The 21,964-nt window shown below is 37.4% G+C and carries 20 protein-coding genes and 1 pseudogene; 16 read left to right on the top strand and 5 right to left on the bottom strand.

What is annotated here, in order from left to right; genetic code table 11:
- Window positions 1-31: 31 nt before the first annotated feature.
- The 3 genes from H4J56_RS01480 to H4J56_RS01470 all read left to right on the top strand — a co-directional run bounded on the left by H4J56_RS01480 (window position 32) and on the right by H4J56_RS01470 (window position 3,124).
- A complete protein-coding gene (locus H4J56_RS01480; protein WP_182217822.1) occupies window positions 32-796 on the top strand; it encodes a SapC family protein in 765 nt (254 codons plus the stop codon).
- Between the two features lie 113 nt (window positions 797-909).
- Window positions 910-1,509, top strand: coding sequence for a YjaG family protein (locus tag H4J56_RS01475; RefSeq protein ID WP_182217821.1), 600 nt, complete (start codon window positions 910-912; stop codon window positions 1,507-1,509).
- Between the two features lie 46 nt (window positions 1,510-1,555).
- Window positions 1,556-3,124 (top strand): serine hydrolase, encoded by a 1,569-nt coding sequence (locus H4J56_RS01470; protein WP_182258756.1) that lies wholly within the window; start codon window positions 1,556-1,558, stop codon window positions 3,122-3,124.
- 62 nt (window positions 3,125-3,186) lie between these two features.
- Here H4J56_RS01470 and rsmD read toward each other — a convergent pair whose 3' ends face one another.
- A complete protein-coding gene (gene rsmD, locus H4J56_RS01465; RefSeq protein ID WP_070375326.1) occupies window positions 3,187-3,771 on the bottom strand; it encodes a 16S rRNA (guanine(966)-N(2))-methyltransferase RsmD in 585 nt (194 codons plus the stop codon).
- Window positions 3,772-4,112: 341 nt separating this feature from the next.
- On the opposite strand from rsmD, the pseudogene ftsY reads away from it, so the two are divergent.
- The 3 genes and pseudogenes from ftsY to ftsX form a co-directional block, all read left to right on the top strand.
- Window positions 4,113-5,039 (top strand): annotated as a pseudogene (gene ftsY, locus H4J56_RS01460) (signal recognition particle-docking protein FtsY); the annotation flags it as partial.
- Between the two features lie 71 nt (window positions 5,040-5,110).
- Complete coding sequence (gene ftsE, locus H4J56_RS01455; protein WP_182217164.1) at window positions 5,111-5,809, top strand: cell division ATP-binding protein FtsE; 699 nt, start codon at window positions 5,111-5,113, stop codon at window positions 5,807-5,809.
- Window positions 5,793-6,779, top strand: coding sequence for a permease-like cell division protein FtsX (gene ftsX / locus H4J56_RS01450; protein WP_404842489.1), 987 nt, complete (start codon window positions 5,793-5,795; stop codon window positions 6,777-6,779). Before ftsE ends, ftsX begins: the two co-directional genes overlap by 17 nt.
- A gap of 21 nt (window positions 6,780-6,800) precedes the next feature.
- Here the strand turns inward: ftsX and H4J56_RS01445 are convergent, their stop codons facing one another.
- Window positions 6,801-8,018, bottom strand: coding sequence for an EAL and HDOD domain-containing protein (locus H4J56_RS01445; RefSeq protein WP_259368136.1), 1,218 nt, complete (start codon window positions 8,016-8,018; stop codon window positions 6,801-6,803).
- 336 nt (window positions 8,019-8,354) lie between these two features.
- Between H4J56_RS01445 and rpoH the strand changes: the two genes are divergently transcribed.
- Window positions 8,355-9,218 carry an RNA polymerase sigma factor RpoH gene (rpoH, locus tag H4J56_RS01440; RefSeq protein WP_182175927.1) on the top strand — a complete coding sequence of 288 codons (864 nt, stop codon included), beginning with the start codon at window positions 8,355-8,357 and terminating at the stop codon, window positions 9,216-9,218.
- A gap of 289 nt (window positions 9,219-9,507) precedes the next feature.
- On the top strand, window positions 9,508-12,141 hold the full coding sequence (locus H4J56_RS01435; protein ID WP_182258755.1) for an EAL domain-containing protein: 2,634 nt from the start codon (window positions 9,508-9,510) through the stop codon (window positions 12,139-12,141).
- A gap of 18 nt (window positions 12,142-12,159) precedes the next feature.
- On the opposite strand, the gene H4J56_RS01430 is transcribed toward H4J56_RS01435, so the two are convergent.
- Window positions 12,160-13,182: a hypothetical protein gene (locus H4J56_RS01430; RefSeq protein ID WP_182230307.1), complete on the bottom strand. Its 1,023-nt coding sequence runs from the start codon at window positions 13,180-13,182 to the stop codon at window positions 12,160-12,162.
- Between the two features lie 92 nt (window positions 13,183-13,274).
- On the opposite strand from H4J56_RS01430, the gene tatA reads away from it, so the two are divergent.
- The 7 genes from tatA to H4J56_RS01395 all read left to right on the top strand — a co-directional run bounded on the left by tatA (window position 13,275) and on the right by H4J56_RS01395 (window position 18,398).
- Window positions 13,275-13,514 (top strand): Sec-independent protein translocase subunit TatA, encoded by a 240-nt coding sequence (tatA, locus tag H4J56_RS01425; RefSeq protein WP_070375334.1) that lies wholly within the window; start codon window positions 13,275-13,277, stop codon window positions 13,512-13,514.
- A 3-nt stretch (window positions 13,515-13,517) separates the two neighbouring features.
- A complete protein-coding gene (tatB, locus tag H4J56_RS01420) occupies window positions 13,518-13,937 on the top strand; it encodes a Sec-independent protein translocase protein TatB (protein ID WP_182217157.1) in 420 nt (139 codons plus the stop codon).
- 4 nt (window positions 13,938-13,941) lie between these two features.
- The gene (gene tatC / locus H4J56_RS01415; RefSeq protein WP_182217156.1) at window positions 13,942-14,685 is read left to right on the top strand and encodes a twin-arginine translocase subunit TatC; all 744 of its coding nucleotides are present in this window, start codon (window positions 13,942-13,944) and stop codon (window positions 14,683-14,685) included.
- A 21-nt stretch (window positions 14,686-14,706) separates the two neighbouring features.
- Window positions 14,707-15,495, top strand: coding sequence for a TatD family hydrolase (locus H4J56_RS01410; RefSeq protein WP_182221389.1), 789 nt, complete (start codon window positions 14,707-14,709; stop codon window positions 15,493-15,495).
- A complete protein-coding gene (locus H4J56_RS01405) occupies window positions 15,495-16,334 on the top strand; it encodes a GGDEF domain-containing protein (RefSeq protein ID WP_182258754.1) in 840 nt (279 codons plus the stop codon). Before H4J56_RS01410 ends, H4J56_RS01405 begins: the two co-directional genes overlap by 1 nt.
- A 38-nt stretch (window positions 16,335-16,372) precedes the next feature.
- Window positions 16,373-17,392 carry a porphobilinogen synthase gene (hemB, locus tag H4J56_RS01400; RefSeq protein ID WP_070375340.1) on the top strand — a complete coding sequence of 340 codons (1,020 nt, stop codon included), beginning with the start codon at window positions 16,373-16,375 and terminating at the stop codon, window positions 17,390-17,392.
- Window positions 17,393-17,546: 154 nt separating this feature from the next.
- Complete coding sequence (locus H4J56_RS01395) at window positions 17,547-18,398, top strand: DMT family transporter (protein ID WP_182221386.1); 852 nt, start codon at window positions 17,547-17,549, stop codon at window positions 18,396-18,398.
- 72 nt (window positions 18,399-18,470) lie between these two features.
- On the opposite strand, the gene H4J56_RS01390 is transcribed toward H4J56_RS01395, so the two are convergent.
- Both H4J56_RS01390 and rhlB read right to left on the bottom strand, forming a co-directional pair.
- Window positions 18,471-20,009 (bottom strand): guanosine-5'-triphosphate,3'-diphosphate pyrophosphatase, encoded by a 1,539-nt coding sequence (locus tag H4J56_RS01390; protein WP_182230310.1) that lies wholly within the window; start codon window positions 20,007-20,009, stop codon window positions 18,471-18,473.
- Between the two features lie 6 nt (window positions 20,010-20,015).
- Window positions 20,016-21,278, bottom strand: a complete 1,263-nt coding sequence (gene rhlB / locus H4J56_RS01385) for an ATP-dependent RNA helicase RhlB (protein ID WP_070375343.1) — start codon at window positions 21,276-21,278, stop codon at window positions 20,016-20,018.
- Window positions 21,279-21,455: 177 nt separating this feature from the next.
- Here rhlB and trxA point away from each other — a divergent pair, with 177 nt between their 5' ends.
- The gene (gene trxA / locus H4J56_RS01380) at window positions 21,456-21,782 is read left to right on the top strand and encodes a thioredoxin TrxA (protein WP_070375344.1); all 327 of its coding nucleotides are present in this window, start codon (window positions 21,456-21,458) and stop codon (window positions 21,780-21,782) included.
- Window positions 21,783-21,964 lie beyond the last annotated feature (182 nt).

Genomic DNA, 21,964 nt, shown 5'->3' with positions numbered 1-21,964 from the left:
AAGCGCATGCATTAAAGAGAAGAATATTATTATGGCTAACGTCGTTCCAGTAAGAAAAGATCAACACCAGAATTTAAAAGTTACTACTAAACGTGGCTTAGAACATATTGAGAAGCAACACATTGCTCCAATTACCGCAGCAGAATATACCAAAGCCGCTAACAGCTTTCCTATCTTCTTAGTTAAACAGCCTGAGGGCTCAAGCTTCCGCAGTATCGTTATGCTAGGACTAGAAGCTGGCGAAAACTTATACTATAAAGATGAACGTTGGACTGGTACTTACTTACCACACGGTGCATCTATGATGCCGTTTGGTTTAGGTATAGACCCAGATAAAGAAAAAACGTTAACGACTTATATCGATTTAGACAGTGCTTATGTAGGCGATGATAAAGATAATGCCTTGTTTGACGCTGAAGGTTTGGTTACCGATTTTTATAAAAACGTTCAAGAATCATTAGGCCGTTTATATGAAAATGAAACGATGACTGAACGATTCATGGTTGAATTAGCTGAAAATGATTTATTGCGAGAATTAGAATTGCATATTAATTTCAGTACCGGCGAAAATAAAAAACTGGTTGGTTTATTTGGCATTAATGAGAAAAAACTTCAGGAACTTAGCGAAGCTAAAGTTTTAGATTTCCATAAACGAGGTCTATTTATTCCTATTCATGCGATGTTAGGATCGATTGGTCAGATTAATCGTTTAGCTCAATTACGCAATCTATCTGATAGTGAGCAAAAAGTAACGGCTATTCAAATACAATTTGCTAAAGAAACTGCTGAAGCGTAATCGCTTAACGGTTTTAAAGAGAAGAGCCTTATGGCTCTTTTTTTATATCTAAATAAACGTAATGTTATATTTTGGGATATACTCATTTTTTAAACTTTTCCATGGAGAGTACAGTGGCTATTCAACTTCCTTTTTCCCATTTAAGTCAATGGCAACAGATCGCTTTTTCTGCTGCATTATTAGAGCGAATGATCCCCAATTATAAAGTTTTTTCTGAACATGCAGATTTTGGTGAATTTTCAGTATTACGTAATCAATTAGAGCTTATCTGGCAGTGGCTTGATAAAAATAATCGTTGTAAAATAAATTATGAAGCACAAATAAATAAACTGGAGCCACAAATACCCGATCCAGAAGGTTTTGATTTTTTTGGGGTATTTCCAGCCATTGATGCAACTATGGCAACAATGTCACTTTTACAGGCGATGCAAGATAAAGAGGTAGAAGGCGCTGAAATTGTCTCACGATTATCAGAGAATAGCGTAACTTATTATGTTGAACTGATGATCGCTGATCAAAGAGACGCTAATGACGACAGTGACATTACTACTAAAGAAATAGAACAACACCCATTAATGGAGTGGGAGTTTGATACGCAAAATGAGCTCTATTACGCACTAAAAGATTCTCCTGAAAATAAAGAAACCTGTATTAAAATTAAAGCGATGGTTCTTGAAGAAGGATTATCCAATTTAGGCATTGAAATTACTTAGGACGCACAACCTACTTATTAGAATAACTAAACAATTAGGATAAAAGATGAAATTATTCCACACTATTTTGATGACGGTAGCCTATCTATTTGCCTCTTTAGCTTTTGGTAATCCTGCAAATACGCTTGAACAAAAAAATCAAAATATCGAAAAATCGATTAATAAGGCAATGAATACTTTTCAAGTGCCTGGTGTTGCTGTTGCTATTATTAAAGATAATAAAGTGGTGATGAGTAAAGGTTTCGGTTTAACTGAATATGGTAAAAATAATAAGGTTAATGGCGATACTCTTTTTGGTATTGCCTCTAACACTAAGGCGATGACCGCAGCGTTATTAGCCAATTTGGTGGATCAAGGGAAATTGACATGGCAAACAAAAGTTATTGATATACTCCCTGAATTTCAAATGCCAAACGCTTACGTGACTCGCGAGTTTACCCTGCTCGATTTATTATCACACAACAGTGGTTTAGGCCTAGGTGCAGGCGACCTGATGATTTGGCCAGGTACAACGTTAACCAATAAAGATATTATTAAAGGCTTAAAGCATTTACCCGAGGTTTCAAGTTTTCGCAGTGAGTTCGCTTACGACAATTTAATGTATGTTATTGCCGGTGAGATCATCGCAAAAGTTACCGGTAAAACTTGGCAAGAAAATATTAAAGAAACTATTTTTAAGCCGTTAGGGATGAAGAATACTAAAGCAAAGTTTTCACTGATTTCAACAGACAACAAAAATGTTGCTCGTGCTCATGTTCCGTTAGATGGCAAGCTAAATGTGGTTGGTGGTAACTTCTTAGAGCAGTTTTCTTCAGCGGGATCTGTTGCCTCAAGTGTTAATGATATGTCTTTATGGCTCAAAGCGCAGTTAAACGAAGGCGTTTACGGTGATAACAAAAAACTTTTTAGTGAACGTCAAAGCCACAACATGTGGCAAATGCGAACAATATTACCGGTATCAGCTACCGCGACAAAAAATGATAAAACCCATTTTTCTGGTTATGGTCTAGGTTGGTTTTTAAATGATTATCACGGTGTAAAGTTAGTTCATCACAGTGGTGGCATTCTAGGTATGGTCTCTAAAGTTGTTTTAGTTCCAGAAGAAAACTTAGCGATGGTTATTTTAACCAATCAGCAATCGGGATATGCTTTTAATGCGATTTATCATCAAATATTAAATGAATATTTAGACTTGCCTGAAAAAGACTGGGTGGATTTCTATGCGACGATGAGTGAGCAACGAAAAAGTGCAGAAAAAAATCGTTTAGCAGAAGCCGCCAGTAATGTTGATAAAAATTCACGTCATTCTTTACCTTTAAAAGCTTATGCACAAACCTATCAAGATAATTGGTACGGTGATATTGCGATTAACTATGCAAATAATGCTTTAAGCATGCAGTTTGGTCATACACCGGCATTGCGCGGTGTATTAGAGCATTATCAACATAATACTTTTATTGTGCGCTGGGATGATAGAACCTTGGAAGCCGATGCTTTTGTTAATTTTAATCTGAATCCGGATGGTTCAATTAACGAGGTAACAATGCAAGCTGTGTCGCGCGCAACCGATTTTAGCTTTGATTTTCATGACTTAAAGCTTAAACCTAAGCAGTAAGCGTTTTATTAATAATGTTAAGCTGGGGGCGTTTAAGGTTAACTCCCAGCGATAAACGAAGGTTACATTTTTTGATATAAACGATAAGCGACTTGTCCGGCTATTTTTTCTTTTAATAGTGTCCAGTTCATGGGCAGCTGTTGGTTATTTTGTTCACTTTCCATTTCTATATAAATCAATGCGTTGTCAGCCAAACTATGTTGGTCTAATCGTTTGGCCGTTTGCTCAACTAAATTTTTGCGAAAAGGCGGATCAATAAAGACAATATCAAATTTGCTGATATTTTTTTCAATGAAACTGAGCGCATCACTATTTACTATCGAGATATTAGCTGATTTCAGTAAACGTTGGTTTTCAAGTAATTGCTGAGCCGCCGCTTTGTTTAATTCTACGAAGCTAACATGGCTTGCCCCTCGTGATAATGCCTCAAAACCCAAACCACCAGAGCCAGCAAAGCAATCTAAACAGAGACTGTCTTGAATAAAAGGCATTAACCAATTAAAGACGGTTTCTTTTACCCTATCTGTGGTGGGTCTTAAACCTTCTGCCATTAAAACAGGCAGCTTTCGGCCACGGTGTGATCCGCCAATAATACGAATACTGCCTTTATTGTTAGGTTTTGCTGATTGTTTACGTTGTTTGTTCATATCTTACTCAGCTTTTGTTTTTTGTATTGTTTTTAGGTGCTACTATAGCGAGGATTTTATCCTTGTTTAGTGAACTATTGCCATCAAAATGATGGTGCAGAGAAGAATTTATTGTTATGTCAAAGAAAAAAGGTCTATTTTCCTGGTTAGGTTTGGGACGTCAGCAAGAAGAAGCTGTTGAAGAAGTTACAGATGTTGTTGAAACATCAGTAGAAACATCTGATGTTTCTGAAGAAAAAATCGCAGAGAATGTTGAAGAAATTCAAGGTGAAAGCCTTGTAATCGATGACATTGTTGTCGACAATATTCTTGCAGAGCCAGAGCCAGAGCCAGAGCCAGCAGCTAAGGCTGGTTTCTTTGCTCGATTAAAGCAAGGACTCACTAAAACACGCCAAAATATTGGTGGTGGAATATTTACTTTATTCAGTGGCAAAAAAATTGATGACGAGTTATTTGAAGAACTTGAAACACATTTACTGTTAGCTGATGTGGGTATTGAAACGACCACAAAAATTATTAAATCACTTACAGAAAGTGCATCACGTAAACAGCTTAAAAATGCTGAAGCTTTGTATGATTTACTCAAAGAAGAGTTAAAGAAAATTATTGAGCCAGCAAGTGTGCCGTTAGAGATTAATAATGATTCAGGTCCTTTTGTTATCTTAATGGTCGGTGTTAATGGGGTTGGAAAAACCACCACTATTGGTAAATTAGCGAAAAAATTTCAAGCTGAAGGTAAATCGGTCATGCTAGCGGCCGGTGACACGTTTAGAGCAGCGGCGGTTGAGCAATTACAAGTGTGGGGCGAGCGCAACGATATTCCTGTTATTGCCCAGCATACTGGCGCAGACAGTGCTTCTGTTATTTTTGATGCGATTAGTGCCGCAAAAGCCCGTGGTGTTGATGTACTCATTGCCGATACGGCTGGCCGGCTGCAGAACAAAAGTCACTTAATGGATGAATTGAAAAAAGTTGTCCGTGTTATGAAAAAGATTGATGATAAAGCACCTCATGAAGTGATGTTAACTTTAGATGCAGGTACTGGACAGAATGCGTTAAGCCAAACAAAATTATTTAATGAAGCGGTTGGTTTGACGGGACTAACATTAACCAAGCTTGATGGTACGGCTAAAGGTGGTGTTGTGTTTGCTATTGCCGATAAAAATGCGATTCCTATCCGCTATTTAGGCGTCGGTGAAGGCATTGATGATTTACGTCCGTTTAACGGTGAAGATTTTATTGATGCATTATTCACCCAAGATAGCTAAGATTTACGGTATAGTTTTGATGCCCGACTACACTATGTGAAGAATAATAAAAATAAGAGTATGGCCATTTTATGATCCACTTTAACAATGTCAGTAAAACCTATCCCGGTGGCTTTCTAGCACTTAAAAATGTTAGTTTTGAATTGGCTGCGGGGGAAATGGCATTTTTAACCGGACATTCAGGAGCGGGGAAAAGTACACTCTTAAAGCTAATGAGCTTAATGGAAAAGCCGACCAGTGGTAAAATCCAAATTAACGGTAATGAAATATCAAATATAAAGTATAAAGATATTCCTTATGCTCGCCGAAAAATAGGAATGATTTTTCAAAACCATAATCTATTAATGGACAGAACTATTTTCGATAATGTTGCATTACCTTTAGTCATTGAAGGGTATAGCCACAAGGAAACCCGAAAACGAGTGGAAGCAGCGCTAGATAAAGTCCACTTGAGCGATAAATTACGTTGTTTTCCTAATATGTTGTCAGGTGGAGAGCAGCAGCGAGTTGGCATTGCTAGAGCATTAGTGAATAAGCCATTAATCTTGCTTGCTGATGAGCCAACCGGAAACTTAGATCCTAAGCTTTCCTTGGATATTATTCGCTTGTTTGAAGAATTTAATGATTTTGGCGTTACCGTACTCATAGCTACGCATGATCTGGGGCTAATTGCTAGAATGAAATATAGAACGCTGACGCTTAAGCAAGGTTCAATGATCACCGATGGTATCGTTGAAGGTTTACAAGTTAGGCATGAAAACAATGAATAAACCTACCCGTTTTGGCCAACCTTCGCAGAAATTAAATTTTGCAGCAAAAATAACAGATAGATTAATTCGACATGTTCAACAAGCAGTAGGTAGTTTAGGCGATTTATGGCGTACTCCTTTCACCTCAATAATGACGGTTTTGGTTTTAGGTATCAGTTTAACCTTACCGGCTACGTTACATTTATTTGTCAAAAATGCTAAAGCCATCAGTGAACAGTGGGATACCGCCTCAGAAATCAGTTTGTTTTTGAAATTGTCAGTGACTGACAAAGCGGCACAAAACTTAGTTCATCGAATTGAACTTTATCCTGAGGTTGCCAAAGTTACTTACATCTCGGCAGAGCAGGCTTTACAAGAGTTTAAAACCTTATCTGGTTTTGGACAGGCGCTAGAATATTTAGATAAAAATCCCTTGCCAGCAACACTGTTAGTGACCCCAACAACGCGTGCTAGTCAAACACAGGCGGCTGGAGAGTTATTATTGAAGCTAGAAAAAGAACGAGAGGTTCAGCAAGGAAAATTAGACCTAGAATGGCTTTCTCGATTAGAAGCTATTGCTAAACTTATTGAAGATATCGTGGTAGGTATCGGTGCATTACTGTGTTTGTCTGTGGTGCTCATTATTGGCAACACTATACGCTTGGCTATTTTAAATCAAAAAGATGCGATTGCTGTGATGAAACTTGTCGGCGCGACGGATAGCTTTATTCAGCGTCCTTTTTTATATGCGGGCCTTTGGTATGGTATTTTGGGGGGTGTGGTCTCTTGGTTATGTGTGGCTCTGCTCGCTAAATATTTATCGGGAGCTCTCTCTGAATTAACCCATTTATATCAGAGTAACTTTATTATTAGTGGTTTAAGCTTTTCAGAAGCGATGACACTGATATTATTTGCCGTTATACTCGGTTTATCAGGAAGTTATATTTCAGTGCGTAAGCATATTCGTGCCATAGAGCCTACCGCTGATTAATAAAGCCGACTAAATGTCGATTTAAGTTCCACAGGCGATCATTTCGTCTGCCCATGACAGTGAGTCTTTATAAGCTTGAAAACAAAGTTCACTCTCTAAGGTAATTCTCTTAGCAATTTCTTCACCCTCTGCCCATAAGCCTTGTTCAATGTTTTTTACTAATGACAAGTAATCTCCAAGGTCACACTGCTCGCTTCTTAATGCCGATTTTATGCCTTGATGAATAGGTAATACACCTAATATATATTCTAATTCATGGTCTAAAATACCATCGATTAACGATAATATACCGGTGAGAAAAGCTTTAGGCGGATTTTCACTTTCAAAGCGGTAAAGGGCTATTTTTTCACAAAACTTAGCTCGTGCTAAAGAAAGACGCATAATTTCTGGATTTTTATCTGAGCTTAAATCTGACAGCGCAAGCAACGCAATAAATTTTTTCAGTTCAACTTGTCCTATATAAGCAAGAGCATGTTTTAACGAGGTTATTTCCTGGCTACTACCATAGGTAGGACTATTGATAAAACGCAGTAATTTATAGGTTAAGCCGGGGTCAACGGCAAAAATTTCACTGATTTTGTTAATGTTTAACTCTACTTGGCTTGCTTGGCTGATCAGTTCGAGGATGTTTTGTTTTGCCGTGGTAATTTTTCGCTGTTTTAGCATTTCTGGTTTTGCAAAAAAATAACCTTGAAAAAGTGTAAATCCCAGCATTTTTAATCGTTCAAATTGTTGTGAAGTTTCTACTTTTTCAGCTAATAGTGTTACGTTTAGTCCGGCAAGTTTTCTGACCAGCTTGCTAATTTCTAGAATAGAAAATTGTAGGACATCAATTTTGATAATGTCTATGATGGGGTAAAATGGAGCCCACTTTTCATCAAAGTCAAAATCGTCTAAGGCTAATTTATAACCCTTCTCATGAAGTGACTGGCAAGCAGCTAATAGCTCAGGGGTTACCGGAACGTCTTCTAAAATTTCTAATACCACGTTTTTGGGATCAAGGAAGCTTGGGAAGTGAAAAATCAAGGTATCAGCATGAAAGTTAATATATGCGGGTAGATCACCAGTGACTTGCTCTATGCCTAAGCTTAAATGGTTATTAGTTAGTATGTTAGATGTTGCTTGGTTAGGATCAATATCAGGAAAACTGTTACTTTTACCATCGCGAAAAAGCAATTCATAGGCAACAACATTTTGTTTAATATCTAAGATGGGTTGACGAGCAACATATGAGTACAAATTATGACCCTCTAAAATTCATTTATAAGTTACTTAAATACAATTTATAAGTTACTTAAATACATAAAGTAATAGCCACATCCTTGTTAAATTACATCTTGACACAAAAGCTAAGTTATTGTTTTGTAAGTTTTAAGTGTTTTTTTATGCTTTTATGTTAACAAATGTACACAAAAAAAGCAGATAAATTTACTAGACTGAGTTGTTTCGTCTTGTGTTGTAAGGTAATGTGTGATGCGTTGCTCGCCTACACGGTCGATGTATGCTATTATAGCGAGCTAGAAAGTTAAAAATTATTTAAGAGTTATTAAAGAGCAATAAAGAGGGGTTTTTAAAATGAGTAAACCGATACAATCAATGGCGCTAACAGTTCCACGTAGCGGTAGTATTGAATCTTACATGCAGTCTGCTTATGGCATTCCTATGCTTACTGCACAGCGTGAGAATGAACTCGCCACTCGTTTATATTCAGAAAATGATTTACAAGCGGCACAAGAGCTTATTATGTCGCATTTACGTTTTGTTATTCATGTAGCAAAAGGTTATGCAGGTTATGGTTTACCTCAAGCCGATTTAATTCAAGAAGGTAACGTTGGTTTAATGAAAGCTGTTAAGCGTTTTAACCCGGAAGTGGGTGTACGTTTAGTGTCGTTTGCTGTTCATTGGATAAAAGCTGAGATTCATGAGTTTGTGTTACGTAATTGGCGTATTGTTAAAGTGGCAACAACCAAGGCACAACGTAAATTGTTTTTTAACCTTCGTAAAAACAAAAAACGTTTAGGTTGGTTCAGTAACGACGAAATTAATAATGTTGCAGAGACTCTAGGTGTTACACCTAAAGATGTTTTAGAGATGGAATCTAGAATGAGTAATCAAGATCAGGCTTTTGAGCTGTCATCTGACGATGTTGATAATTCTGCTGGTGGAGGTTACTCTCCAGCCTTATATCTTGAAGATCATCAGTCAGATCTCGCTGTTCAGGTTGAAGATGAAGATCACTCTTCTCATGCTAATAAGCGTTTATCTAATGCCTTAGTCATTCTTGATGAACGCAGCCAAGATATTATAAGAACCCGTTGGTTAACTGAAGATAAAACGACGTTACAAGATTTAGCTAACAAGTATCATATTTCTGCAGAGCGTGTCAGACAGTTAGAAAAAAATGCCCTTAATAAACTTAAAGGCTCAATGGCTGCTTAGTTATTGGCTCATGTCTGTACCAACAAAAAAACCGATTTACGTCGGTTTTTTTATGTCTGCTTTTTGTAGACTTTCTCTTGTGAGCACTGATACTAGCTTGCTTATGTTAATCATTAACGGTCTTTTGTCTCTTTTCGGTAAATGTTGCGCAACTCGTCAATTATAGTGTACAAAAAATAGACATATACTGTATTGATCTTATCAATTCAAATAAGGTACTAGCCAAGTGATATTAATTTGGTAGACTAACCGCTTAAAAATAATACTAATAACTAACTATGGAATAGCCTTGACGGAATTAAAGGCAAAGGAAGACATTCTGGCATTACGTCAGCTTCCCAAATTAAAGTCTCTACTTAAAAAGTATCGGCAGGTTAAAACCATGCAGTCGGGTTTGTTGCAGTTGTCTGAATTGGCAAGCACAGTTACCGATATGGCAGCCTTTTATGCTGAGCTTAAATCGGTGATCAAAACATTATTAATTACCGATAGTTTTCACATCACCCTGATCAATTCAAAAGATAATCTTGAGCTTGCTCATTGTCACAACCCTGAAGAAATTCGTTTACATGATCATTTAAAAGTTGCAGATTGGCGAAAATGCTTAACAGGTATGGTTTTTGAAAATGAAAAGCCGATGCATTGCTCTGCTAAAGAGCGTTTAGCATTAGCAAAATCAGGCGATATTTTTCTTTATGGTTCATCCTGTGTTGATTGGCTTGGTGTTCCGCTTAGACGTGGCAATCAGGTTATTGGTGTTCTGGCATTACAAAGTTACGATGATAAACTTTACTTTGATGAATATGATTGTCAGTTGCTTGAATTTATTGCCTTGCATTTAGTGACCGCTATTGATCGTGTACGTAGTCGTGAATTATTAGAAGAAAGTATTTTACTGCGTACTGAAACGCTAACCGAAATGAATAAGCAGTTACAAGTTGAAATTGCTGAGCGTAAGAAAGCGGTAAAAATGCATAAAGCCTTATTATCAATTTCAGAAATTACGGCTAATTCACAAGATATTGATTGCTTCTATCGAGCTATCCATCAAGAAATTAATACTCTATTAGCCGCAAAGAACTTATATATTGCTCTGTTAGATACGGGTGATAACAAAGATAACTCTATCGTGACTTTTCCCTATTATGACGATGAAAATGTGCATACACCTTTGCCTCGAATGTTAGGTTTTGGGCTGACAGAATTAGCGATAAATGCTGTTGCACCGACATTGATCACCGAAGGTAAAGTCTTTTATTTATCTGAGCAAGGTGAAATAACGAGTGAACCGCTGACGATAGATTATCCTAAAAATAAGATGCCACAAGCATGGCTTGCTGCACCATTGATGGAAGATGGCAAGATATTCGGCATATTAGCTATTCAGCATTACCAAGATTCGCAAGCCTATCAGCAGAGTGACCTAACCTTAATACGCTTTATTAGCCAGCACGTTGATACCGCTATTTTACGTAAGCGTTCGCAAGCCGAAATAAAAAAACACCATGAAAAATTAGAAAATACGGTTAATCAACGTACCCAAGAGCTACAAGCGAGTAATTTAAATTTGCGTATGCAAATTGATGAGAGACGAAAAGCAGAAGCGCAACTTTACTATGAAGCACACCATGATGGCCTAACAAAACTGCCCAATAGAGCGATGTTTTCAGACCGATTGAGCTACTCATTACGACATTTGAAGCGTCATCCCGATCAACGCTTTGCCGTGTTATTTATCGATTTAGATCGCTTTAAAATGATTAACGATACATTGGGACACCATGCTGGAGATGAGTTTCTTATTGAGATAGCACTAAGATTACAAGACTGTGTCAGAGATAATGATATTTTAGCGCGTTTAGGGGGAGATGAATTTGTTATTTTGCTTGATTCACTACAATGTCAAGATGATATTGAAGAAGTGGCCTCACGCATTATTACCGCTGTTGCCAAACCTTTCAGTTTAGGTGGTCATACACTTTACTCGAATGCCAGTATAGGTATTGCGCAATGTAGCAGTCATTATAAGGATTCTCATGAAATTTTACGTGATGCTGATGCCGCTATGTATCAAGCGAAAAACTTAGGTCGTGGTCGTTATGTCTTTTTTGATGAAAGCATGCGAGAACAACTTATGGCAAGTATGACTTTAGAGCAAGAATTACGCGTTGCCATTACCAAGAGTCAATTTGAACTGCATTATCAGCAAATATCCAACTTAACGTTAACAAATACCATTGGTTTTGAAGCTTTATTACGTTGGCAGCATCCAACTAAAGGCTTACTAACGCCAAGTGAATTTTTATATATGGCCGAAGAAACCGGCATGATATTAGACATCGAAGCTTGGGTTATTAAAGAAGTTAGTCAACAATTAAAAAGCTGGCAACAAAATACCGAGTATTTTAATGCTTTTATTGGTATTAACTTATCGGGACGTCACTTAGTTCAAGCGAATCAGCTCAATAAGCTGATCAAGCAAATTAAAGACGCAGGTATAGAGCCTCATCGTTTAATTCTTGAATTTAATGAATCTGCATTTGCTCAACAAAGTGAATTAGCCCTGAAGAACTTACGTCGATTAAAAGAATTTGGGGTTAAACTCGCTCTAGATGATTACGGCGCGGGTTCATCGTCATTAAATTTCTTACACAACTACCCGTTTGAATTTATCAAATTAGACAGAAGTTTTGTTCGTACGCTAAATACTAATAATAAAAATTTATCGTTAGTTAAGGCTTTGCATGATTTGGGCAGTAACTTTGGCTACCATTTAGTCGCTGAAGGAATCGAGTCAGAGGAAATGTTGAAAAAGTTACAGAACGCCGGTTGTGAATTTGGTCAGGGCTTTCATATTAGTCGACCGATAAAAATGCCACGTATAATAACCGAAAGTGAGGTTATAGTTAAAGTTAGCGCCTAATTTTTCGTCAACAATTAATTATATTTTACTAAAAAAACCTTCTATGCGTAATGCAATTCCGGGTGTGGTGGTGTAGTTATCCTCTTTTGACCACTCTAAAAATGGTTCTACTTCAAAAAACAACCATTTTTCTAGTGCATTGAATCGATAACGATAACTCAGCGTATATTTGTCGGTAAAAAAACCATATTGACCATTACGCTCACCTTCAACTTGTAAACCAACAACGGAGGCCGTTGTTGAATCTAATTGATTTAATTGATAAAATCCGTGTTTCCATCGAATGCCACTAAATGATTCAGAGCCGCGAATAGTATAATTGATCCTATATTGTGATTTTTCATTATATTGATAATTATATTCAAGAAATAACTTAGCTCCAAGACCGTCGCCTAAAAAGTAATAGGTTGAAGGTTCAACTTTAAAACCATGCTTTTCATTGAAGGTATACAACTTGCGCTTACGTATTTTTACAAAAATATCGCCGCCTGAAATTCCTAATCGAGTATCAACTAAGCTATCGCTCTTCTTTTTAACCACATAACGTAAGGCAGCGGCGAAGCTTTCTTCATTTATTTCTGGGCGAGTACCAATACCATCGAGGGGTAACTGGCCGTCTTCAACGTCATCTTCATCGGAAAGAATCAAGCTCATCTTATCTTTAAAGTGAGGTAACTTTACTTTTAATCGAAAACGAGAGTCAAGCTCCGCCAAATGACGTGCTTTGGGTATCCAGCCAAAACGTATTTTGGCTGTTGCTTTGGGTTCAATTTGTTGGCTATCTATATCGGTAAAAAAACTATCGAACCAAGTCGCTGATTGATAAACGGAATTAGCGATGGTGTCGTGTACCTCTTGACCCCAGTCATCGGACACAAGTGTGGGTACAACATGCCTTTGTGGATGTTTGATAGGTTTTACTATTTGCTTTTCAGTGTCACTGTCCATGTTTTGATCTTGTTTAGCATTACTCTGAAAAGTAGTGAAAGTAATGCTGATCATCAACAAGCAACTCAGATAAATAAGGTGCTTTTTCTGCAAAGTTTGTCCTATCGCATTATTTTGTCTATCAAAGGATGATTTTTCATTTTAAAACTTTATAATGAATCCATTCTAAATAATAGGGGTTTATCATGGGAAATATGGGTATTTGGCAATTATTAATTGTTGCGGTTATTATAGTGTTGTTATTTGGCACAAAAAAATTACGTAATCTAGGTGGCGATTTAGGCTCTGCGGTTAAAGGTTTTAAAAATGCTATGACAGATAGTAACGCTAAAAAGGAAGAAGAAAGTGCAGAAAATATTGCTGATAAGTCTGTTACTACCGACACCGAAGATAAAGTAAAAACAAAAGAAAAAGATCAGGCGTAAGCGATGTTTGATATTGGCTTTTGGGAGCTGTCGCTGATTGCGATAATAGGTATGATCGTTTTAGGTCCAGAACGTTTACCTGTTGCTATTAGAACGGTGCGCGGTTGGATAAGTGGTGTTCGTAAATTTAGTGATAGTGTAAAAACCGAGCTTACCGAAGAATTACGCATACAAGAATTACATGCTAATTTGAAAAAAGCTGAACAAGCGGATATGAAAAATCTATCACCTGAGATTGCTGAATCATTAAAAACATTACAAGAAGCTGCTGAGATGGTCAATCGTCCTTATCAACTCGATAAAGAGCCTGAAAAAGTTGACTCACAAAGTATTGTCTCAGAAAATATTGAAAAAAATGATAAGGTGACTGAAGAAGCAGCAGTCACTGCTAACCTTTCATCTTCACAAGAAAATAAAAAGTAACACCATGAATCCATCTCCAGCAAGTAGTTATACTTTATTTGATCATTTACTCGAATTACGCAGCCGATTGTTGAACGTTGTGGTGGGCGTTTTGGTTGTCTTTTTAGGCTTATTCTATTTCGCTAATGAAATTTATGAATATGTTTCCAAACCCTTAATGGAAACCTTACCTGAAGGGGGGCAAATGATCGCAACCGATGTTGCCTCTTCTTTCTTTGCTCCTTTTAAATTAACCATGGTACTTTCTATTTTTATTGCCATGCCCTTTATTCTTTATCAAATTTGGGCCTTTGTTGCGCCTGGCTTATACAAGAATGAAAAACGCTTAGTTATTCCACTGATGTTCGGCAGCACCTTGCTATTTTATGGTGGTATTGCTTTTGTCTATTATGTGGTTTTCCCAATAATTTTTGCTTTTTTTACTTCTGTAGCTCCTGAAGGGGTAAATATTGCCACCGACATTACCAGTTATTTAGATTTTGTTCTAAAATTATTCTTTGCCTTTGGGATTGTTTTTGAAATACCCATTGTTATTATTTTACTGTGTTGGACCGGTTTTACCGATCCCGACAGTTTGCGTGCAAAAAGACCCTATGTTGTTGTTGGTGCGTTTGTGGTTGGCATGTTGTTAACACCGCCTGATATTATTTCACAAACATTATTGGCCGTACCCATGCTGTTATTATTTGAATTAGGCGTTTTTATAGCGTCTATTTACCAGAAAAAAAACGAATCTGAAGAAGCTTAGTTTGATGAAACTGGATAGCTAATGATCGATATTGGCGTTAATTTAACAAATACTCGTTTTGATAAAGACCGTGATGAATTAATCGCGCGGGCTAAATCTGCTGGTATCAGGGCTATGTTGGTTACCGGAACTAATATCTCTGAAAGTCATAAAGCTTTACAATTATCTGCACAATATCCTGATTATCTTTATACCACAGCGGGTATACATCCCCATGATGCCGATAATGTCAGTGATAACTATTTAGATGACATTCGATTATTAGCTAAAAATAAAGCGGTAAAAGCGATTGGTGAATGTGGTTTAGATTTTAACCGTAATTTTTCTACGCCAAAGCAACAAGAAAAAGTGTTTGCTGAACAAATATCATTAGCTGCAGAACTTCAATTACCACTTTTTTTACATCAACGGGATGCTTTCCCTGTCTGGTTTCAATTACTATCTCCTTACTTAACCGCTGTGCCCGCTATGGTTTCTCATTGCTTTACCGGTAATGAAAATGAGTTAAATCAATGCTTATCAGCTGGTATGTATATTGGTATTACCGGATGGGTGTGTGACGAACGTCGTGGAGAACCATTACAAGCGCTTATTCCATCAATCCCATTAGATAGGTTAATGATTGAAACAGATGCGCCATATTTAACACCTAGAAGCATTAAGCCTAAACCCAAAAGCAGTCGCAATGAACCAAGCTATTTACCTTACGTCATAGAAAAGCTCGCCCAATTGTACCAATGCCATAGCGACGACATTATTAATGCCACCAGTGAAAATGCGCGAAAAGTTTTCAACTTAGGTGAGCGTTAATGATCTCACTCTTTAATCGGTCAACTTATTACCTTTTTATTGTTGCAATATTAGTGGTGATTTTATCGATAATTCAGTTAGTTGTGCAATTTTCATCGCTGACCTTATTGTTATTAATTATGGCTCTCTTTATGGCGTTGTTAGTCTTTTCACAAGAAAAAAACACTAAAAACGCTCTTGCTAGCAATGCAACAGATCAGCACGTTGAAAATGAAGTTCAAGATAACGATGAGCTTGAAAGTAAAGTACAAGAGCGTACTTTAGAGCTCAATATTGCTTTGCAAGAACTCGAAGAAGTTAATAAAGAGTTAGAAGAAAAGAATACGTTAGACGACCTTACTGGTTTGTATAACCGGAGATTTTATGATCAAAAAATACTCGCTGAATATCGACGTAGTCGCCGTAACTTAACGCCCTTGAGCTTAGTGATTCTTGACATCGATCATTTTAAAAAAGTAAATGATACTTATGGTCACTTAGCCGGTGATGAATGTTTAATCATAGTGGCTGCTTGCATTAAAAGTTGCTTGCGAAGAAGTGCAGACATCAGTTGTCGTTATGGCGGTGAAGAATTTTGTTTAATTTTGCCTGAAACCGATAGCCAAGGGGCATTAGCACTGGCTGAAGAATTAAGGGAAAGTATTGCTAGCTGTCAGGTTAGCTACAATAACACTATCATAAGTCTAACCATTAGCTGTGGTGTTAGCACTTATTTACAACAAAAAGATGTTCAAGCCGAGCATCTCTTTGCCGCAGCAGATCAAGCCTTATATCAAGCAAAACATAATGGCCGCAATCAAGTGAGACAACAAGACTTTGTCAAAGCTAGCGATAGTTAACCGCTAACTTATCAACTTTATTTATATAGGAAAATTTTATGAGTAACGCTTTTGGGCAATTTCCTGCCCGCAGAATGCGCCGCATGCGCCGTGATGATTTTTCGCGTCGTTTAATGTCAGAAAATCAATTAACCGTTAATGATTTAATTTACCCGGTCTTTGTTCTTGATGGTGAAAATCAGCGCGAAGCTATAGCGTCTATGCCTGGCGTCGAACGTAAAAGTATTGATTTATTATTAGAAGAAGCGCAAGAACTGGTTGATTTAGGTATTCCTGCCATTGCTATATTTCCTGTCACTCCAGCAAATAAAAAGTCATTAATGGCTGAAGAAGCCTATAACCCTGAAGGGTTAGCTCAACGTACTGTTCGTGCACTAAAAGCAAAGTTTCCTGAATTAGGGGTAATAACCGATGTTGCTCTTGACCCTTTTACGACCCATGGACAAGATGGCATTCTTGGCATAAAGGGTAAAGATGAGGGTTACGTATTAAATGACATTACCAAAGAAATTTTAGTTAAGCAGGCGTTGTCTCATGCTCAAGCGGGTGCCGATGTGGTTGCCCCTTCAGATATGATGGATGGTCGTGTTGGGGCAATTCGTCAAGAATTAGAAAAACATGGTTTTGTAAACACGCGAATTTTAGCTTATTCAGCAAAATATGCTTCTAATTATTATGGTCCTTTTCGTGATGCTGTTGGCTCTGCAAGTAACATTAAAGGCGGTAATAAATTCTCATATCAAATGGACCCAGCAAACAGTGATGAAGCATTACATGAAGTTGCTCAAGACATCGCCGAAGGTGCAGATATGGTCATGGTAAAACCGGGTATGCCTTATTTAGATATTGTGCGCCGAGTTAAAGATACCTTTCAAGTGCCAACATATGCTTATCAGGTGAGTGGCGAATATGCAATGCACATGGCAGCCATTCAAAATGGCTGGTTAGCTGAAAAACCCTGTGTTATGGAAGGTTTACTCGCTTTTAAACGTGCGGGCGCCGATGGTATTTTAACTTACTTTGCTAAAAAAGTGGCTTACTGGTTAAAAGAACAATAATGTGATCGCCCGATCTTAAGGGGCTTATTGTAAAAATTTTAATTTGCAATGCTATAAGTAGATAGTAAAAATATATAGGCAAACGACTTATTCTATTAGCTGAGCTATTTTAGCTGGTAGAATGGCTTGTTTAATTTTACTAAATCGAGCATGAATGCCCAGTCACAAACAGTCATTATTTTCACTGCATAGTGCGGTGTTACTTTTCGCTATATCGGGTCTTTTTGCTAAGTGGCTAAATATGCCAGCCAGCCATATTGTTTTTGGTCGTGCTGCTTTTGCCGCGGCAACTATTGCGCTTTTTGTTTTACTGATAAGAAAGCAGTCTCTAAAAGTTGAAAAGTCACTACTATTGCCACTTGCTTTTACTGGTTTGGTTTTAGCTTTTCATTGGGGCAGTTTCTTTTATGCTATTCAGGTATCAAGTGTCGCAATTGGCTTGATCACTTTTGCAACTTTCCCTGTTTTTGTTAGTTTCCTCGAACCGATGTTGTTTAAAGAAAAATTCCATTATAAGGCGTTATTGCAGGCTTTACTCACGGTTGTTGGTATCTTATTTATTCTACCACTTGACCATTTAAGTGCAGGGGATATCGATGGTGTTATATGGGGAATGACATCGGCGATGAGTTTTGCTTTGTTAACACTGTTAAATCGAAAGTTTGTTGCCAAAACATCGGCTAAAAAAGTGGCCTTCTATCAAAACGCTTGTGCCACGGTATGTTTATTACCCTTAATGTTTTTATATCCGATCACCATATCTTACCAACAGTTGTCGGTATTAATTATTTTAGGTGTTCTTTTCACGGCAGTTGCTCATACATTATTTAATCATTCTCTAAAGGTGGTTAAAGCGCAAACAGCAAGTATCGCAGTAAGTTTAGAGCCTATCTACGGTTCTATAGCCGCGTATTTTCTTTTAGGTGAACAAATAACGTTCATGATGGTGATTGGTGGCAGTATTGTTATTTTTACCAATCTTTGGGCATCTAAAACTAATAGCTAATGATCATTAAATATTGATATTTAAGTGTGTTATTGAGTTTTCCATAGCCGATATTAAACGATAAATGAATGGTTATTTAAGAGCTTCTTGAGTCTCACAAAAGATGTTAAGTGATAAATGAAGCGTTGTTAAATGGGCACTTTCTTGGAGCAGTTCGTCAGCGATGAGTGGGTGTGCAGCAAGCCAAGTCGTTGGTAAACATAAATTGATAATATCATCACCCGTACTTTTAATAATAGCGGTTTGATAATCGGGCAAAGCATCATCTTTGCGGCGTCGACATAAAATGATGGCTAAACGTAAAATAACTAACAGGTAGCTTGCTTGCTGAAAATTTACTGCCGTTTGATTTTCTAGTAAATCGACATCAATATTACCTTTGTGTAACCGGACTAAGGTGACGAGTAATTGTCGTTCAATTTGATTAAATCCTGGTAAATCAGCGTGTTGTAATATGTAGGCACCATGATGCTGATGCTGCTTAAACTCTAATAACAAACCAATTTCATGTAATTCACAGGCAGCATTCAATAATGCTAAGCTGTTTTCTTCATCTAATGACCAAGTTTCCTTATAGGTGTGAAATAAACTTGTCGCTTGTCTTTGAATTCGTACGGAATGTTGATTATCAATATGAAATTTTTCAGTGAGAGAATTAATCGTACTCTGACGGATACTCATATCTACCCTTTTAGGCAGCATGCTGTAAAGTAAACCTTCACGTAAAGCACCACTTGATAACTGAATGTTCTCAATGTTGAAGCTTTCAATGACGGCAATTAAAATAGCGACGCCACTGGCTATAACGGGCGATCTTTCCTGGCTAAGCCCAGCAATCTTAATTTCACTGATGGTTTTACATTGTATTAACTGTTGTTGAATAGTCTGTAAGAAAAGCAGATTAACACCAGTACTCTTATGGTTAAATTGTTGCATTTCGGTCAGGGCTTGCATGGTGCCAGAGCCACTTAACACTAACTTCCAACCCGTTTCTTTAAAACGCTCAACCAAAGGAAATATTACTTTTTTTGCTGCAGCTATAGCAAGAGCAAAATTTTCAGCCGTTAATTTATTATCCGAGAAATAACGGCTATTAAAAGTGACACAGCCAATATCTAAGCTTTCGACTTGCTTAGTTACAAAACCATCACCTAAAATAAGCTCAGTACTTGCGCCGCCAATATCAATAACAAAGCGTTGTTTAGCACCACAACTGGTATGTGCCACCCCTAAATAAATATTTTTGGCTTCTTGTTTGCCACTGAGTAGCTTTATTTTTTGTCCCAAAATTTTATTAGCTTGTGTTAAAAACTCTTCACGATTTTTAGCAAGACGCAGGGTTGCTGTCGCGACAATACGGACGTTTTTTTGAGGAATATCTTGCAGCCGTTCAGCGAAAAAGCTTAAACATTCAAGCCCTCGAGCAATCGCGGCTTGGCTTAGTTGGTTGTCTGAGTTTAAACCGGAGGCTAAACGAACTTTACGTTTAACTTTATCAACCACCTGAACGCTATTAGCTAGCTGTCGGGTGATCAACATATGAAAGCTGTTTGAACCTAAATCGATCACCGCATAAAGAGGTGTGGAAATCTCAGTATGGGTGATCGTCATAGTCGTCTAGTGGCGACGCTGGTTGTTGCCACCCGTTCTGCCACGATTTTGTCCACCATTTTGAGGCTTATGGCGACGAGGACGAGGCTTAGGAGTAGGAAAATCAGTTAATAATGCATCTTGATTATATTTACTTACCGGTAAGGCATGTTCAATATAGGTTTCGATAGGAGGTAAGTTAAAAACATAGCCTTCACATGCGAAACTAATTGCATGACCTGTTGCACCAGCACGGCCAGTACGGCCTATACGATGTACATAATCTTCACAATCATCTGGTAAATCATAATTAAAGACATGACTTACGCTAGGAATATGCAAACCGCGTGCGGCTACATCAGTGGCAACTAAGATATCTAGTTCACCGGCACTAAATTGCTCAAGAATCTTTAAACGTTTCTTCTGAGGTACATCGCCAGTTAATAAACCAACGCGGATGTTATCAATTTCTAAATGTGAATAAACTTTTTCACAAACATGCTTAGTATTGGCAAAGATGATCGCTTTTTCAGGCCATTCTTCTTCAATTAATGTTTGTAACAAAGCCATTTTATCTTCGTTAGAAGGATAAAATAATTCTTCAGAAATTCGAGTGTTTGTTTTTTGTTCTGGCGCGATTTCAACACTTTCTGGCTCATTCATGTGTTCAAATGCAAGTTCTTTTACACGAAAAGATAAGGTTGCTGAAAATAACATGCTTAAACGTGCTGTGGCGGCAGGCATACGATTAAACATATATCTGATATCTTTAATGAAGCCTAGATCAAACATACGATCGGCTTCATCAAGCACAACAACTTCGATATTGTTTAGGTTATAAATACCTTGTTTCATATAATCGAGCAAACGACCACAGGTACCAATAAGAATATCTACACCAGCTTCAAGCTCTAAGCGTTGGCTTTCATAGCCTTCACCACCATAAACTACGCCTAAGCGTAAGCCAGTGCTTTTTGCCATTTCTTTAGCATCACGGTGAATTTGTACGGCTAATTCACGTGTTGGTGCCATGATTAAGGCACGAGGTTGATTATGCTTTGGATCTGGTTTTTGTAATAAGTGATGAAAGGTTGCAGCTAAAAAGGCGATTGTTTTACCTTCGCCTGTTTGTGCTTGGCCTGCAATATCAGTACCTTTCAATAAAATGGGTAAAGATTGCTCTTGAATTGAAGTGCAATACTCAAAGCCCATAGCGTCAAGACCTGCGACAACTTTAGTGTCGAGGTTAAGTTCTGAGAACTTAGTTTCAGTTAAGTGTGTTTTATTCATGCGCACAGCTTAACAGGTTATATAGTTAATAAAAAACGGTATCGAGTAAATGTATTCATAAATACTCAATTAATGTTAGAAATAGCCAACAGTTATAAGATCAAAGTTGGTAATTCATAATGATGGCGTTATAATCCCCACCAATTGGCAAAATGCCACCATTTAACGGAGATAGAAATGAGCGATAGAATTGTTCAGTTAACAGACGACAGTTTTGATACTGACGTAATTACCGCCTCAGGCCTTATATTAGTCGATTTTTGGGCTGAATGGTGTGGTCCTTGTAAAATGATCGCACCTTTATTAAATGACATTGCAGAAGAATATGCAGGTCAAGTAACTGTTGGTAAATTAAATATCGATCAAAACTCAATTACTCCACCTAAATACGGTATTCGTGGTATTCCTACGTTATTGTTATTTAAAGATGGCGCAGTCGCTGATACTAAGGTTGGCGCTTTATCTAAAACTCAATTAAAAGAGTTTATTGATAATAATTTATAAGTTTTCATAAAAAGGTTCGTATTTACGAGCCTTTTTTGTATATATTAGCTTATTAATTAAAGAAGAAAGCCATAGATCAAATTTTGATCCTTTACCTGATTAAATTTTAGTGCTAAATTTAGCTTTCTAATGAACCACATTTCAAACCAAACTCCAATTTCAATGATGCCAACAGGCAAACT

Source organism: Colwellia sp. BRX8-4, assembly GCF_014077345.1.
Lineage (GTDB): Bacteria > Pseudomonadota > Gammaproteobacteria > Enterobacterales > Alteromonadaceae > Colwellia_A.
Note: the sequence above shows the minus strand (reverse complement) of the source record. Positions and strands in the feature narration are given on the sequence as shown.